This window comes from Bifidobacterium sp. ESL0728 (assembly GCF_029392015.1).
Lineage (GTDB): Bacteria > Actinomycetota > Actinomycetes > Actinomycetales > Bifidobacteriaceae > Bifidobacterium.
Window position 1 is genome coordinate 1,451,166 of the sequence record NZ_CP113925.1, and the last position, 14,313, is coordinate 1,465,478.

General features: G+C 57.6%; 10 protein-coding genes. 1 reads left to right on the forward strand and 9 read right to left on the reverse strand.

Translation table 11 applies throughout. The annotated features are described in order from the left end of the window. Positions 1 to 60: 60 nt before the first annotated feature. The 8 genes from OZX67_RS05720 to hisS all read right to left on the reverse strand — a co-directional run bounded on the left by OZX67_RS05720 (position 61) and on the right by hisS (position 11,688). The gene (locus OZX67_RS05720; protein ID WP_277141697.1) at positions 61 to 1,461 is read right to left on the reverse strand and encodes a replication-associated recombination protein A; all 1,401 of its coding nucleotides are present in this window, start codon (positions 1,459 to 1,461) and stop codon (positions 61 to 63) included. 206 nt (positions 1,462 to 1,667) lie between these two features. Further along, positions 1,668 to 4,238 (reverse strand): DEAD/DEAH box helicase, encoded by a 2,571-nt coding sequence (locus tag OZX67_RS05725; protein ID WP_277141699.1) that lies wholly within the window; start codon positions 4,236 to 4,238, stop codon positions 1,668 to 1,670. Positions 4,239 to 4,509: 271 nt separating this feature from the next. After that, on the reverse strand, positions 4,510 to 5,649 hold the full coding sequence (locus OZX67_RS05730; protein ID WP_277141701.1) for an amino acid ABC transporter permease: 1,140 nt from the start codon (positions 5,647 to 5,649) through the stop codon (positions 4,510 to 4,512). Positions 5,650 to 5,653: 4 nt separating this feature from the next. Beyond that, positions 5,654 to 6,331: an ABC transporter permease subunit gene (locus tag OZX67_RS05735; RefSeq protein WP_277141704.1), complete on the reverse strand. Its 678-nt coding sequence runs from the start codon at positions 6,329 to 6,331 to the stop codon at positions 5,654 to 5,656. Next, entirely contained in the window at positions 6,328 to 7,182 is an 855-nt protein-coding gene (locus OZX67_RS05740) for a glutamate ABC transporter substrate-binding protein (protein ID WP_277141706.1), read from the reverse strand. Before OZX67_RS05740 ends, OZX67_RS05735 begins: the two co-directional genes overlap by 4 nt. A 149-nt stretch (positions 7,183 to 7,331) precedes the next feature. Then, positions 7,332 to 8,114, reverse strand: a complete 783-nt coding sequence (locus OZX67_RS05745) for an amino acid ABC transporter ATP-binding protein (RefSeq protein WP_277141709.1) — start codon at positions 8,112 to 8,114, stop codon at positions 7,332 to 7,334. Positions 8,115 to 8,431: 317 nt separating this feature from the next. Continuing rightward, positions 8,432 to 10,231, reverse strand: a complete 1,800-nt coding sequence (gene aspS / locus OZX67_RS05750) for an aspartate--tRNA ligase (protein ID WP_277141711.1) — start codon at positions 10,229 to 10,231, stop codon at positions 8,432 to 8,434. A gap of 56 nt (positions 10,232 to 10,287) precedes the next feature. Beyond that, positions 10,288 to 11,688 carry a histidine--tRNA ligase gene (hisS, locus tag OZX67_RS05755; protein WP_277141713.1) on the reverse strand — a complete coding sequence of 467 codons (1,401 nt, stop codon included), beginning with the start codon at positions 11,686 to 11,688 and terminating at the stop codon, positions 10,288 to 10,290. Positions 11,689 to 11,780: 92 nt separating this feature from the next. Between hisS and OZX67_RS05760 the strand changes: the two genes are divergently transcribed. Beyond that, positions 11,781 to 13,379, forward strand: coding sequence for a DUF349 domain-containing protein (locus tag OZX67_RS05760; RefSeq protein WP_277141715.1), 1,599 nt, complete (start codon positions 11,781 to 11,783; stop codon positions 13,377 to 13,379). Between the two features lie 184 nt (positions 13,380 to 13,563). On the opposite strand, the gene OZX67_RS05765 is transcribed toward OZX67_RS05760, so the two are convergent. After that, positions 13,564 to 14,313, reverse strand: coding sequence for a hypothetical protein (locus OZX67_RS05765; protein WP_277141717.1), 750 nt, complete (start codon positions 14,311 to 14,313; stop codon positions 13,564 to 13,566).

Sequence of the window (14,313 nt, forward strand, 5' to 3'; positions counted from 1 at the left end):
AATGACGATATGAATTATTCTTCAATAATCTTAATCGTTTTTTGATTATTTGTCTCGACTTCAGCCGGAATTGTCACCTGGTTCTTTTCGTCTTTTGGCAGCATCCCCATGAAGAATCTCGCGAATCCTCTCCAGCCTCGGCCCGACCTCACGCTCGTAGCCACGGTCGTTGGGATGATAATATTCATGCCCTACCAGCTCGTCTGGCATGTATTGCTGTGTGGCAATGGCTCCCGGTACGTCGTGCGCGTAGATATAGCCGTCCTTGTTGCCCCAGTCCTTCATCAGCTTGGTCGGCGCGTTTCTCAGCCACAACGGCACCTGGCCGATCATGCCGGCATCCACATCGGCAAGCGCCTGATTGATGGCATTGTAGCTGGCATTCGACTTGGGAGCCGTGGCCACGGCGATGACCGCCTCGGAAAGGATGATCCGCGCCTCGGGCATGCCGACCATGGCCACCGCCTGTGCCGCAGCGACGGTGAGTTGCAAAATCTGAGGAGCGGCCATGCCGACTTCCTCGGCCGAGGCAATCATGATACGGCGAGCGATGAAACGCGGATCCTCCCCCGCCCGCAACATCCGCGCCAGATAGTGCAACGCGGCGTCCGGGTCCGAGCCCCTCATCGATTTGATGAAGGCGGAGGCGACATCGTAATGGTCGTCACCGTCCTTGTCGTAACGCACGGTGGCCGAATCCATGACCTTCGAGACAATATCGGGGGTGATGATTGGCTTGCGAGCGCCCTTCTTGCGTTCTTTGTCGCCGGTGACGGCACCCGCCGCAGCCTCGAGAATGGTCAGAGTCTTGCGTCCGTCTCCTCCGGCCATACGGATGATCTCATTGACCGCTTCATCGGTTGCCTTGACTTCGCCCTTGAGACCGTGTTCACTTTCCAGCGCACGGGTAATCAACGTTTTCAGGTCGTCGGGTTCCAGTGATTCGAGCTTCACGACCACCGACCGGCTCAGCAACGGCTTGTTGATGGAGAAACTCGGGTTCTCCGTGGTCGCCCCGATGAAGGTGACATCGCGGTTCTCGACGCTCGGAAGCAACGCGTCCTGCTGGGATTTGGAGAAGCGGTGCACCTCGTCGATGAACAGCACCGTCTCGCGCCCTTGTGTCACCAACCGTTCGTGGGCACGTTCCAGCACGGCACGCACATCCTTGACGCCGGAGGTGACGGCGGAAAGCTCCTCGAAATCACGTCCGGATTGCTGCGCGACGATATAGGCCAGCGTGGTCTTACCGACCCCCGGAGGACCGAACAGGATAATCGAGCTCGGCGCGGTCAATGATCCTTTCGACGCAGGGCTGGCAAGTCTGCGCAAAGGGGAACCTTCACCCAACACCTGGTGCTGCCCCACGACCTCATCGAGCGTCGTCGGCCGCATCCGCACGGCAAGCGGGCGGGTCACGTCTTCGGGCGCATCGGCGGCGCTGAACAGATCTTCGGTCATACCTTCACCTTACCCCATCATTCGAACATTTGTTCGTATATCCGTTCGAACAGTTGATATCGTTCAAGTTTACCTATTCCGAATCCAAATCAACTCATGAACCAGCACAGGCCGGACCATACGTCGGCCTGCCGTCAAATTGTTTTCATCATGGAATTGAGCCGAGCCGCCAAACGCAAGAATCCAGAAACAAAGGTAGCTAAAATTCAGTCAAGTCCGTCGTTGCTGACGCGGTAATCCACGAAGACCACCTCGCCGCTTTCCTGCGTGGCGTCGAGATCGACGGTGCCGGTGATGGCCCAATCATAGTCACCGTCGGAATCGTCGATGATCTGCCGCACCTTCCACGTATGCTCCTTGGCCTCGTTTCGATCATCCAAGATGAAAAGATCGCCGCTACGGGCCTTCTGGTCGATGCCTACATACTCGTGCTCGTCGTAGTAATCGTCGAGCGCGTCCTCCCATTCGTGCACGCCGTAGCCCCAGTCCTTATCGAGCGCGCCAAGCTCCTCCGGCCTGTCCTGATCCATAAGCTGGATGCGGCGGAACATGGCGTTGCGGATGAGCACGATCAGGCCTCGCCTATCCTCTACCACGGCAGCCTTGCCACCAGGTGCAGCAGCAGTAAGCCCAGCGCTTTCGGCGTCAGCTGCCGTCTCACTACCAGCGTTTTCCCATTCGTCTACGAGGCTGGAATCGACGGAACGCACGACCACACGCAGCCATGAGATGATGTCTTCCAGTTCGTCGTTGCGTTTCTCGACAGGAACGGTACGGGCGAGCGATCGGTAGGCGTCGGAAAGGTAGCGCAGAAGCGTGCCTTCGCTCCGCGCGATGTTGTAACGGGCGATGTAGCCGGTGAAATCACTGGCCGTCTCCACCATGTCGCGCACCACGGATTTGGGGCTCAACTCGTAGTCATTGGCCCACGGCACGTCGTGGCGGTATTCATCGAAAGCGGCGTCAAGCATTTCCTCGAGCGGCTTCGGCCAAGTGACCTCCTGCAGCTTGTCGATTCGTTCGTCGTAGTCAAGTCCATCGGCCTTCATCTCGGCCATCGCTTTGTCGCGCGCCTGCCGTTGTTGGGCTTTCAAAACCTGCTTCGGATCTTCGAGCGTCGCTTCGACCATCGAAATGACGTCGAGCGCGTAGGTGTCGGATTCCGGGTCGAGCAGTTCCAGCGCTGCCAAAAGAAACGGCGAAAGCGGCTGGTCGAGCGCGAAATTGTCCGGTACATCGACGGCCAGGAAGTAATCCTTGCCACCGCGACCATTGTCCTCGGCCTCGATGAAAGACGAGTCGAACATGGTCTGGAAGATCTCGTCGGCCCGCTCGTGCAGATACTCTTTCTGTTCCGGGGTCTGCGAGGAATCGTCGATAAGCTTGTCGATACGGGCTCGTGCGTCGCCGCCCTGCGCCACTTCGTTCAAGACCATGGAATGGCTGATTTTCATATGCGGCATCAGCGTCTCCGGCGCGGCTTCGATGAGTTTGTCGAACGTACCTTCGTTCCAGGTGACGAAGCCCTCCTGTGGCTTCTTGCGCTTGATTTTCTTGAGCTTCTTCGGGTCGCCGTTGGCCTTGGCAATGGCCCGCGCGTTTTCAATCTCGAATTCGGGGGCCTCGGCCACCACCAACCCTTCGGTGTCGAAGCCCATGCGTCCGGCACGTCCGGCGATCTGATGGAATTCACGGGCACGCAGCCTTCGCATCTTGAACCCATCGAATTTGGTGAGCTGGGTCAAGACAACGGAATGAATCGGCACGTTGATACCCACGCCAAGCGTATCGGTTCCACAGATGACCGGCAACAGCCCTTGCTGGGCCAGTTGTTCGACCAGGCGCCGGTAGCGCGGCAGCATACCTGCGTGATGAATGCCGACGCCGGTACGCAACAGCCGTTGTAGGATCTTGCCGAACGCCGTGCTGAAGCGCGTACCCTTGATGGCTTCGGTGATGGCCTTGCGCTGTTCCTTGCTGGAAACGCCGGTGCTGGCGAGCGCCTGCGCGGTTTCCAGCGCCGCATCCTGCGAAAAATGAACGACATAGATAGGGGTATCGCCACGATTGAAGAGCAGTTCGACAGTGCCGGCAAGCTGTTTATCGGTATATTCGTAGCTCAATGGAACCGGCCTCGGCGCATCGTCGATAACGTCCACATCACGTCGGGTCATATCCTCGAGTTTGTCTGCGATGGCATTGACATTGCCGAGCGTCGCACTCATCAGAAGAAATTGAGTTTTCGGCAACGTCAGCAGTGGCACCTGCCAGGCCCACCCGCGATCGGCGTCCCCGTAATAATGGAACTCGTCCATCGCCACGCAGCCAATATCAGCGTTTATTCCCTCGCGCAACGCTTGGTTGGCCAGAATCTCAGCGGTGCAGCAGATGATCGGCGCATCGGAATTGATGCTGGTATCGCCAGTAATCATGCCAACATTATCGCGGCCAAAAGCTTCGACCAGATCGAAGAATTTCTCGGAAACCAACGCCTTGATGGGCGCTGTGTAATACGAACGTCGCCCGGTGCACAACGCCGCGAAATGCATGCCCAGAGCCACCAGCGACTTGCCGGAACCGGTCGGCGTGCTCAGAATGACATGGTCGCCGGCCAAAAGGTCCATGACCGCCTCTTCCTGGTGCGGCCAGGGATCGATGCCCTTGACATCTTTCACCCACTCAAAGAACCTGTCATAAATCTCGTCGGCATCGATATTGCGTTTCTCGTCCCCGCTGCCATCCCAGCTAGGCGCCAACTCCCCTAAACTCTGTGTCATAACCCCAACTCTATCGTCCGCTCGCTACTCTTCATTTTATTTCAACACCGAAGAGCTAACTTCTAAACAATTCATGCAACAAACCAATTTTACGAAACGAGTGGAGTGGGGAGATATGCGATGTTCAGACATAAAGCTCGGCCTACCGGCCTGGAGGATGTCTGAACATTGTATATCTCCCCGCTCCACGGCCAACTACGAAAAGTAAGATATAAAAAATGGTGACCACTGAAAAATCAATAGTCACCATTCCAGCACTCATATCGACAAACTACTTATCCTCACGATTTTCAGGCTTATCTCCATGCGGATGAGCCTTGCGATGTGGATGCGGGATGTCGGGAAACTCGACATGGTCACGCTTCCCGGCGCTGTCAGGGTGCGTAGCATCGTAACCCTGCATGTAGCGGGTTTCCCGCCAGTGATGCACGGAAGCGTTGGTGCCACGATGATGGATGTGGTACTGGCCGGGAGCACCGCCGTAGCGGTCCTCGCCCAGCTCCTTGGCGACAGCGATCTGGTTGACATTCGAGGCATCCATGATGGCGATCGGTGCCACCGGCTCCGGCTCAGCCGGGGCGGCAGTACGGGCCTGCATACGGCTCGGCAGCCATTCGGCAAGCTTAGAGAGCAGCGCGCAGACGATGAAGTAGACCACACCGGCAACCACCAACGTCTGTAGGATGTTGAAGTACATCGAGCCCAAACGGCGTGATTCCTGCAACAGGTCGGTGTACATGATGATTGAACCGAGCGCCGTGTCCTTCAGGACCACGACCAGCTGGGTCACCGCTGCGGGCAGCATGGCGTAGATGGCCTGTGGTACTTCGATCTGCATCAGCGACTGCGTGGTGGTCAAACCTAGGGCCAACGAGGCCTCACGCTGGCCGCCCGGCAGGTTGCCCACGCCGCTTCGTACGAGTTCCGCGACAACGGAGCCGTTGTAGAGAATCAGACCAAGGACGACAGCCCAATACGAGGCACTTTGGATGCCCATGAAGGAGAACAGCCTCCAGAAGAAAATCATGAACATCAGCACCGGTACCGCGCGGCAGAATTCGACGATGACGCCGGAAACCCCTCGTACGATCCTGCTGGGCAGCAACCTGCCGACACCGAAGATCAGACCGAAAACAACCGAGCCGATTACCGCCAACACGGCCGCTTTGAGGGTCATCCAAAGCCCCGGCAGATAGAAGTCCGTCCAAGCCTCGCCGTCAAGCGCAGGCTTCCAAAGCTCCCAGTCGAGCTGGTTCTCGCCGTCCGGCGGGTTGTGCAGACGCATGAGAATAAGCACTACGAGAACGGCGACCAGGATGCCGCCAATCCAGTTGGCGATACGAATGTTGCGTTTGCCTTTCGGCCCCGGCTCATCGAAGAGCACGGACGATTCATTGTTGTTCTTGCTCATGCGTTCACCTCTGTACTGCAAGCTTGTTGGAAAGGAACGTCGTCAGCGCCCCGATGGGAATGATCAGGATCACGTAGCCGAACGCGAAAATCAGGAAGATGGCGATGATCGAGTTCGCATGGAACTCGATCATCTCGCTCATCAGGCTGGATGTTTCGGTGGCCACCGATGCCGCGGCCGCAACAGTCGAGTTTTTCAAAAGCGCAATCAATGTGTTGCCCAGAGGCGCGACGGAACCACGGAATGCCTGCGGCAGAATGATCTGTGTGGCAGACTGCATGAAATTGAGCCCCAGCGCGCGTGCGGCTTCGGCCTGCCCGAGCGGGACGGTGTTGATACCGGAACGCAGGGATTCGCAGACGAAGGCCGCCGTATAAAGCGACAGGCCGGTTACCGCAAGCCAGAAGAAGTTCGTGGCGAACGAATTTGAAAACGTGAGTTTCAACTGAGCGAAGGCGCCGAGCACCATAAAGACCATGATGATGGTCAACGGCATGTTCTTGAAAAACTCGACGTAGGCACCCGCCACAGTACGCAGCGAAGAAATCGGCGAGATGCGCATCATCAGCAGGATGACGCCCAATATCAGTGAAAACAGCGCGGACCAGAGTGTCAGCTCGATGTTGACGAGGAACGCTCCCGGCACGTTGTATTGGCTGAACAATTGCAGGAATTCATTCATTTCGCGGCTCCCGTCTCTCCGAGGTCCGGCTTCGGCGGATTGTATTTCATATTCGGCTTATATTTCACTCCACGCGTATTGTCATTGATATAACGCTGCCATGAACCGTCCTTTTCCATCTGGGCGATGGCTTTGTCGATCTTCTTGGCGAATTTCACATTGCCCTTCTTGACGCCGACACCGTAATATTCCTGGGTGAACGGTTTGCCGATCAAACGCAGCTTGCCGTGGGCGTTGGAGGCGAGGCCGGCCAGAATGATATCGTCGGTGGTCACCGCGTCGACAATGCCGCTGAACAGCGCCGTTGCACATTCCGCATACCCGGGCTGCTCCATCAGCTGCACTTTGGACGAGAATTTCTGCTTGACCACTTCTGCCGATGTCGAACCGGTCACCGAGCAGAGGCGCTTGCCGTTGAGGCTGTCGGGCCCGGTAATCTCATGGTCGTCCTTGCGAACCATCAGGTCCTGCCCGGCCACGAAATACGGCCCGGCGAACGTGACGGCCTTCTTGCGCTCGTCGGTGATGGAATAACTGGCGACGATCATGTCGACATCGCCGTTCTGCAGCATGGCCTCACGCTGTTTGCTCGGCGCTTCCTTCCAGACGATCTCGTCGTCGGAGTAGCCGAGTTTGCGGGCGATGTAACGCGCCACGTCCACGTCGAAACCGACGTAGGTGCCGGATTTTTTGAAGCCGACGCCCGGCTGGTCGAATTTGATGCCGATGCGGATCTTGCCCGCCTCATTGCCCGAGCCACACGCGGCCACGGTGAACACGCAGGCCAAAGCACAGAAAGCCGCAAGGACCCTGCGCCAGATGCGCGAAAGATGGTTGAATGATGGTTTCATAGACTTTTTGCTTTCCCGATACTTCCCCATTCGCTGTTGAGCGGATTAACGATCGATGTTCTCTTGTTGCTGTTAAAACGTGCGCCGCGATTATTCATCGGCAAATTCGTATGAAAATCCGATATTACCGAGCGCGCACGCCTAGGAAGTCAGTGCGTAAGAATCTTGGAGAGGAAGTCCTTGGCACGTTCGGTCTTCGGGTGGTCGAAGAACTCGTCGGGCGTTCCCTTTTCCAGAATCCGGCCGTCGGCCATGAAGACGATGTGGTCGGCCGCCTTGCGCGCGAAGCCCATCTCGTGGGTCACGCAGATCATCGTCATGCCCTCACTGGCGAGCTTGATCATGACGTCGAGCACCTCGTTGACCATTTCCGGATCGAGGGCGCTGGTGGGCTCGTCGAAGAGCATGATCTTGGGCTGCATCGCCAGTGCACGGGCGATGGCTACGCGTTGCTGCTGGCCGCCGGAAAGCTGGGATGGCATCTTGTTGGCCTGGCTCTCCACACCGACCCGGGCGAGAAGATCCATGCCAAGGTCGTCGGCGTCCTTCTTGTCCATATGGCGCACCTTGATCGGCGCGAGCGTGACGTTTTGCAGAATGGTCTTGTTGGCGAAAAGATTGAACTGCTGGAAGACCATACCAACCTCGGCACGAAGATTGGCCAGATCCTTGCCTTCCTGCGGCAGAGGCTGGCCGTCGATGCGGATGGTGCCGGAATCGATGGTTTCGAGGCGATTGATGGTGCGGCACATCGTGGATTTGCCGGAGCCGGAAGGCCCTACAACGACGAGGACTTCGCCCTTGTTGACCTTGAGATTGATGTCTTTCAGGACATGGAGCTTGCCATAATGTTTCTCGACGTGCGAGAGCTCGACCAACGGATGGCTCTCGTCCATCGTCAGGTCCGACGCGCTGTTTTCGCGCGTTTTCATAGTAGTTTCTTTGGTATCAGACATGGAAAGCAGTATAACTGCACACTGTTACCACATAGTTACCAGCGAAATTATTGAGGAATATCAGCAATCAATGCTGTACATGCATTATTTGGGATTATCTAAGATTATTCGTTATATCAGAATATTTTCAACACAAATTTCTTGATCTTTGCGAAAGCGGCATTGGTTATCTCACAATACGCTGGATCATTCAAAACTATCAGTTACCCGACATACAAATGTGTCCAGCTCGAAAATGAACTGGACACATTTCAGACGTTTATTCAGTCTCTCAGAAAATCCAAGAAACCAAGCTAGTCCTTATCCTCTTCCGGGTCGTAGTCGACACCGGTTTCGGCACGCTGGGCATCCGAAATCGGAGCCGGGGCGCCGGTAAGCGGATCGCGGCCGCCGCCGGCCTTCGGGAAGGCGATGACGTCGCGAATCGTATCCGCACCTGCGAGGATGGAGACCGTACGGTCCCAGCCGAGCGCGATGCCCGCGTGAGGTGGTGCGCCGTACTTGAACGCTTCGAGCAGGAAGCCGAACTTCTCCTGAGCTTCCTCCTCGCCGATGCCGAGCACGTCGAGCACACGCTCCTGGATATCGTTGCGGTGGATACGCACCGAGCCGCCGCCCATTTCCTCGCCGTTGCAGACGATGTCGTAGGAGTCGCTCATGGCGTGCTCCGGGTCCTTGTCGAACTTGTCAATCCAGTCAGCGCTCGGCATCGTGAACGGGTGATGCATGGAGGTCCACTTGGAATGGCCCACGGCCACATCGTCGTCATCCGGGTCGTCGGTGCGCTTGAAGAGCGGGAAGTCGACCACCCATGTGAAGGCGAACTTCTTCGGGTCGAGCAGGCCTGCGCGACGCGCGATCTCAACGCGAGCGGCGCCGAGCAGCAGCTGCGAGGACTCACGGCTACCGGCAGCGAAGAACACCGCGTCCCCGTCCTTGGCGCCCACGGCCTCTTTGAGTCCGTTGCGTTCCTCATCGGAAAGATTCTTGGCCACAGGACCCTTAAGGGTTCCGTCGCCGGTGAACTGCACATAGGCAAGGCCCTTAGCCCCGCGCTGGCGCGCCCATTCCTGCCATGCGTCGAACTGACGACGTGGCGTATCGGCTCCACCTTCGAAGACAACGGCACCAACGTACGGCGCCTGGAAGACGCGGAACGGCGTGTTCTTGAAGTAATCGGTAAGCTCGACGATCGGGTTGCCGAAGCGCAGGTCAGGCTTGTCGGAACCATACTTGTCCATGGCGTCCTGCCAGGTGATGCGGTCAATCGGCAGCTTGACGTCGTAGCCCTGGGTCTTCCAGATGGCGGCGATGACCTTCTCGGCCATGGCCATGACATCTTCCTGGTCCACGTAGCTCATTTCCATATCGAGCTGGGTGAATTCGGGCTGGCGGTCGGCGCGGAAATCCTCGTCGCGATAGCAACGTGCAAGCTGGAAGTAGCGCTCGACACCGCCCACCATCAACAGCTGCTTCAAAAGCTGCGGTGACTGCGGCAGTGCATACCAGGAACCGGGCACCAAGCGGGCCGGCACCACGAAGTCGCGCGCGCCTTCAGGCGTGGACTTGATGAACGTCGGGGTCTCCACTTCGGTGAAATCCATATCCTCCAGCGCATGGCGCGCCGCACGGGTCATGTCGCTGCGCAGCTTCAGGTTCTTCTGCATGGAAGGGCGGCGCAGGTCGAGGTAACGGTACTTCAAACGCACATCCTCGCCCGGCAGCTTGTTCTCAGCCTCGTTCTCGAGGGCCGTCGAGACCTGGAAGGGCAGCGCGTCGGACTTGGCCAGCACCTTGAGGCTTTCGACCACGACCTCGACCTTGCCGGTGGAGAGGTGCTCGTTCTCATTGCCGTCCGGGCGCTCACGCACCTCGCCGACGACCTGTACCACGAACTCGCTGCGCAGCGGGCGGGCGATCTCCTCATCGTAGATGACGATCTGTACCAGTCCGGTGCTGTCGCGCAAGTCGATGAAGGCGACGCCGCCGTGATCGCGCCTGCGGTCGACCCAGCCCGCAAGGGTTACCTTCTGGCCGATCAGTTCCTCGGTCACTTCAGTGGCATGGTGTGTTCTATAAGCCGTCTGGCTCATGCTCCCTCTATTCCTTATCTACTAACCGCTCGAAAACCGCGAAAATCCGCGCTCTTTTACTTGTCCAAAGAGACGGTTTGCTGAGCATACACAGTATCGGGTTGCCATGACTTGACATCGGCGGGAACCTGCTCGCCGGTGATGATGTTCTTCACCTCGTCATGGTCGCTTCCCTCGCCGTCGCCGGATGCGTCGGCTGGGAACCAGACATACGGGATGCCCAGTTTGTCGGCGTATTTGATCTGTTTGCCGAGCTTCGCGGCCTTCGGGGCCACGTCGGCAGCGATGCCGCGCTTGCGCAGGGCAGCGGCGATGTGGTTGCAATCCAAACGATCATCTTCGTTCCAGACAGCCACCATCACGGCCGCAGGCGAAACACGGGAAGCGTGTGCACCGGCGGTGTGCAGCATATAAGAAACCAAACGGGAAAGACCAATGGACAGACCGACACCCGGGTACTTGCGATTGCCTTGCGAAGCGAGATTGTCGTATCGTCCGCCGGAGCAGATGGAACCAAGCTGATCGGCACCATCGAGGAACGTTTCGTAGACGGAACCCGTGTAGTAATCAAGACCACGAGCGATCTTCAGATCCGCAATGACGGAACCGGGGCGTGTAATGGCCGCTTCGTCGACAATCATTGCCAGCGTGTCAAGGCCTTCGCGGGCAAGTTTGTAAGAGTCACTATCCTGCGAAATATCGTGCTTGGCACACAGTTCGTTGAACTTCTCAAGCAGTTCCTTGCCGTCTTTTGCAGTGAGTTCCGCAAGTTCGAGGCAGGCGCGTGCCTGAGCCTCGTTCGCTCCGCATTCACTGACCAGAAGCTTGACCACTTCGTCGGCACCGATTTTATCGAGTTTGTCGATCTCGCGCAATACACCTTCGATGTCGGTCAGACCAAGTCCACGATAGAACCCTTCGGAAAGCTTGCGGTTGTTGGCGTGCACGGTGGCCTTCGGAAGGCCAAATTGACGCAATTCCTCGAGCGCCTGCACCATGACCAACGGCAACTCGACCTCGTAATGATCCTCCAGCTCGCCATTGCCAATCACGTCGATATCGGCCTGGACGAATTCGCGGAAACGGCCTTCCTGCGGACGCTCGCCGCGCCAGACCTTCTGGATCTGCCAGCGCTTGAACGGAAAGACAAGCTGGCCGGAATGCTCAACCACGTAACGGCTCAGCGGAACCGTCAAATCAAAGTGCAGGCCAAGACGATGCTCGATGGGCGTGTCGGATTCGTGGCCGACCTCCTGCAGACGCGACAGGAGATAAATCTCTTTGCTGGTCTCGCCTTTCTTCAGAAGACTCGAACCTTCCTCCACCGCTCTGGTCTCGATGCCGATGAATCCGTTGAGTTCGAAAACCCTGCGGACCGTGTCGATGACACGTTGTTCGACCACCCTTTCCTGGGGTAGCCATTCCGGAAATCCTGATATTGATGCGCCTTTTGCCATAACTCCCTATAATAAGTGGTGTTGTGGAAAAATGAGGCGTTCGTCTCGTCCTCTGCAACACCTGTTACACGAAGACTCTCAAGGAGCTGGCCATGGCCGACGAACAAGTCACTGAACCCCAAAACACCAATGAATCCAACGCACAGGCAGCGCAGCCTGCCGCGGACGCACAGGCCAGCGCCACGTCCAAACCGGCCGAGACGGCAGCTCCGGTCGCACCGGCAGAGCCTCAAGCGCCAAAGGCTGAAGAAACGGCTGTGACCGCGCAAACGCAAGCGCCGAAGGCCAACGACACGCCGACTGCTCCCGCACCGGCAGCTGCAACGCCTGCCCCGGCAGCACCTGCCGCACCTGCCAAGCCTGCACCGAAACCGCATATCCCCTCCCCCTTAGCTTTTGCCAAGAAACCGGCGAAGCACCCGGTGGCAGCACCTGCTCATACTTACTCCGAAGCCGATGTCAAGGCCGCTGAAGCCTTTGGCCGTGTCGATGAGAAGGGCACCGTCTATGTCAAGGAAGGCGAGACCGAACGCGAGGTCGGCGAATTCCCGGGTGCCACCAACGAAGAAGCACTGACACTTTACGCACGTCGCTATCTCGACCTCAAGGCCAAGCTCGACCTGTTCGCCACCCGCCTGAAGGCCGCGAACATCAAGCCTCACGAGATTGACGAGTCCATCAAATCGCTCGGCGAGGAAACCGCCAGCCCGGCCATTGTCGGCGACATCGCCGCACTCAAGGCACAGTACGAAGAGCTGAAAAAGGCCGGAGAAGCCAAGAAAGTCGAATTCGCTGAGGCTCGCAAGGCCGCGCTCGAGAAGGCCATCAAGGAGCGCACCGCCATCGTCGAGAAGGCCGAGGCACTTGCAAATTCGCTGGGAGAGAACACGAATTGGCGTTCCACAGCCGACAAGTTCCGTTCGCTCTTTAAACAGTGGCAGGAGCACCAGCGCACCAGCATCCGCATCGACAAGCCGACCGCCGACGCGCTGTGGAAGCGTTTCTCCGCCGCCCGCACCACCTTCAACCAGCACCGCCGCAAGTGGGCACAGGCCCGCGACGCCTCCCGCGAGGAGACCAAGCGCGTCAAGGAAGAAATCATCAAGGAAGCCAACGAAATCAAGGACTCCACCGACTGGGGCGCCACCTCGCACCAGTTCAATGAGCTCATGGACCGTTGGAAGGCCGCCGGCCGCGCCGGACGCAAAGAAGATGACGAGCTGTGGGCCAAGTTCCGCGAAGCCTGCGACGTCTTCTTCAACGCGCGTCAGGCCGACCGTGACCAGATGAGCTCCAACGAGAAGGACAACCTCGCCAAGAAGGAAGAACTCCTGAAGAAGGCCGAGGCTTTGGTGCCGGTCGCCGACGAAAAGGCCGCCAAGAAGGCCCGTCAGGCTCTGGCCGACATCCAGGACGAGTGGGATCAGATCGGTTACGTGCCCCGTGAGGACATGCATCGCATCGAAAGCCGCCTTGACGCCGTCGACAACAAAATCAAGGCCGTCGAGGAAGCAGCTTGGAAGAAGAGCGACCCCGAGGCCGACGCCCGTGTCTCCAGCTTCGAGACCCAGTTGAAGGCCCAGCTCGATGAGCTCGACTCCCAGATCGCCGCCGAGTCCGACCCGGCCAAGAAATCCAAGCTCGAGGCCGAAAAGGCCACCAAGGAACAGTGGCTCAACGCCGTGAAGTAAGAGGCTTCTAACGGAGACGACGCTTAGCATCTCAACCGATACAAAAGGGGTTACACCGTTCAATCCGGTGTAACCCCTTTGATTATGCGATGAAAATCAGGATTATGATGCCATTTTCTTGATTTTCATCGCATGTGCGTCTCGAGTCCCGTTCGCTCAATCGTCCTGTCGGACTTGCGCAATCTCAGTACTCGAGCGTCTTGTAGGCGTGGTTGCCCCATGCCAGCAACACCGCACTGTAGACAATGAACAGAATTGTCGCCGCACCCATAGCCGGCGCAAATCCGAGGGTGCCGACGAGCGCGCTGTATGCATTGGGCAGGAAATAACGCAGGGTATCGAGCAATGGAGCAATCTGCGAAACAAGAATGTACAGGATGGCAATCAGCATCGTGATACCCACACCGAAACGTTGGGAAGCCACGGACGCCACCAGCACACACAGCAGCATGGCGAATATGGTTCCAACGATGTCGAAGGCAGCGCTCTGGGCGGCTTCGGCGTCGATCGGCAGGAACGTGCCCGAAGCATACGGCTGATGAATCATGTAAAGGTAATAGACAGCTGTGCTGACCATAAATATCAGAACGACGTACGCCGTAACAACCCCAGCCAAAGCGGCCACTTTCGCCATGAAAATTTTGCGTCGGCTGATGTCTTTATAAAGGAACAACGTGCCGTTGCGGGCCTCGACATAAAAGACGGAAACGACAAGGTAAATCAGCACGATCATGGGCAGGATGGTCTGGTAATTGACGCTGAGGACAGCACCGAAGAAGGAAAGGCAGTCGGTCGAGCCTTTCTCCCCGCGAAACTGCATGAACTTCGTATTGAATTGCGCGGCGATGGGTAGCAGCACTGGAAACAGACTGAAGCAGAGGAAGATGATGGTTTCCTTGGTTCGCATCAGGTTTCTGAAGATAAGACGTGTCAA

Coding starts and splice junctions, on each gene's coding strand:
- OZX67_RS05720 (WP_277141697.1), bottom strand. CDS start 1,461: ATGACCGAAGATCTGTTCAGCGCCGCCGATGCGCCCGAAGACGTGACC.
- OZX67_RS05725 (WP_277141699.1), bottom strand. CDS start 4,238: ATGACACAGAGTTTAGGGGAGTTGGCGCCTAGCTGGGATGGCAGCGGG.
- OZX67_RS05730 (WP_277141701.1), bottom strand. CDS start 5,649: ATGAGCAAGAACAACAATGAATCGTCCGTGCTCTTCGATGAGCCGGGG.
- OZX67_RS05735 (WP_277141704.1), bottom strand. CDS start 6,331: ATGAATGAATTCCTGCAATTGTTCAGCCAATACAACGTGCCGGGAGCG.
- OZX67_RS05740 (WP_277141706.1), bottom strand. CDS start 7,182: ATGAAACCATCATTCAACCATCTTTCGCGCATCTGGCGCAGGGTCCTT.
- OZX67_RS05745 (WP_277141709.1), bottom strand. CDS start 8,114: ATGAAAACGCGCGAAAACAGCGCGTCGGACCTGACGATGGACGAGAGC.
- aspS (WP_277141711.1), bottom strand. CDS start 10,231: ATGAGCCAGACGGCTTATAGAACACACCATGCCACTGAAGTGACCGAG.
- hisS (WP_277141713.1), bottom strand. CDS start 11,688: ATGGCAAAAGGCGCATCAATATCAGGATTTCCGGAATGGCTACCCCAG.
- OZX67_RS05760 (WP_277141715.1), top strand. CDS start 11,781: ATGGCCGACGAACAAGTCACTGAACCCCAAAACACCAATGAATCCAAC.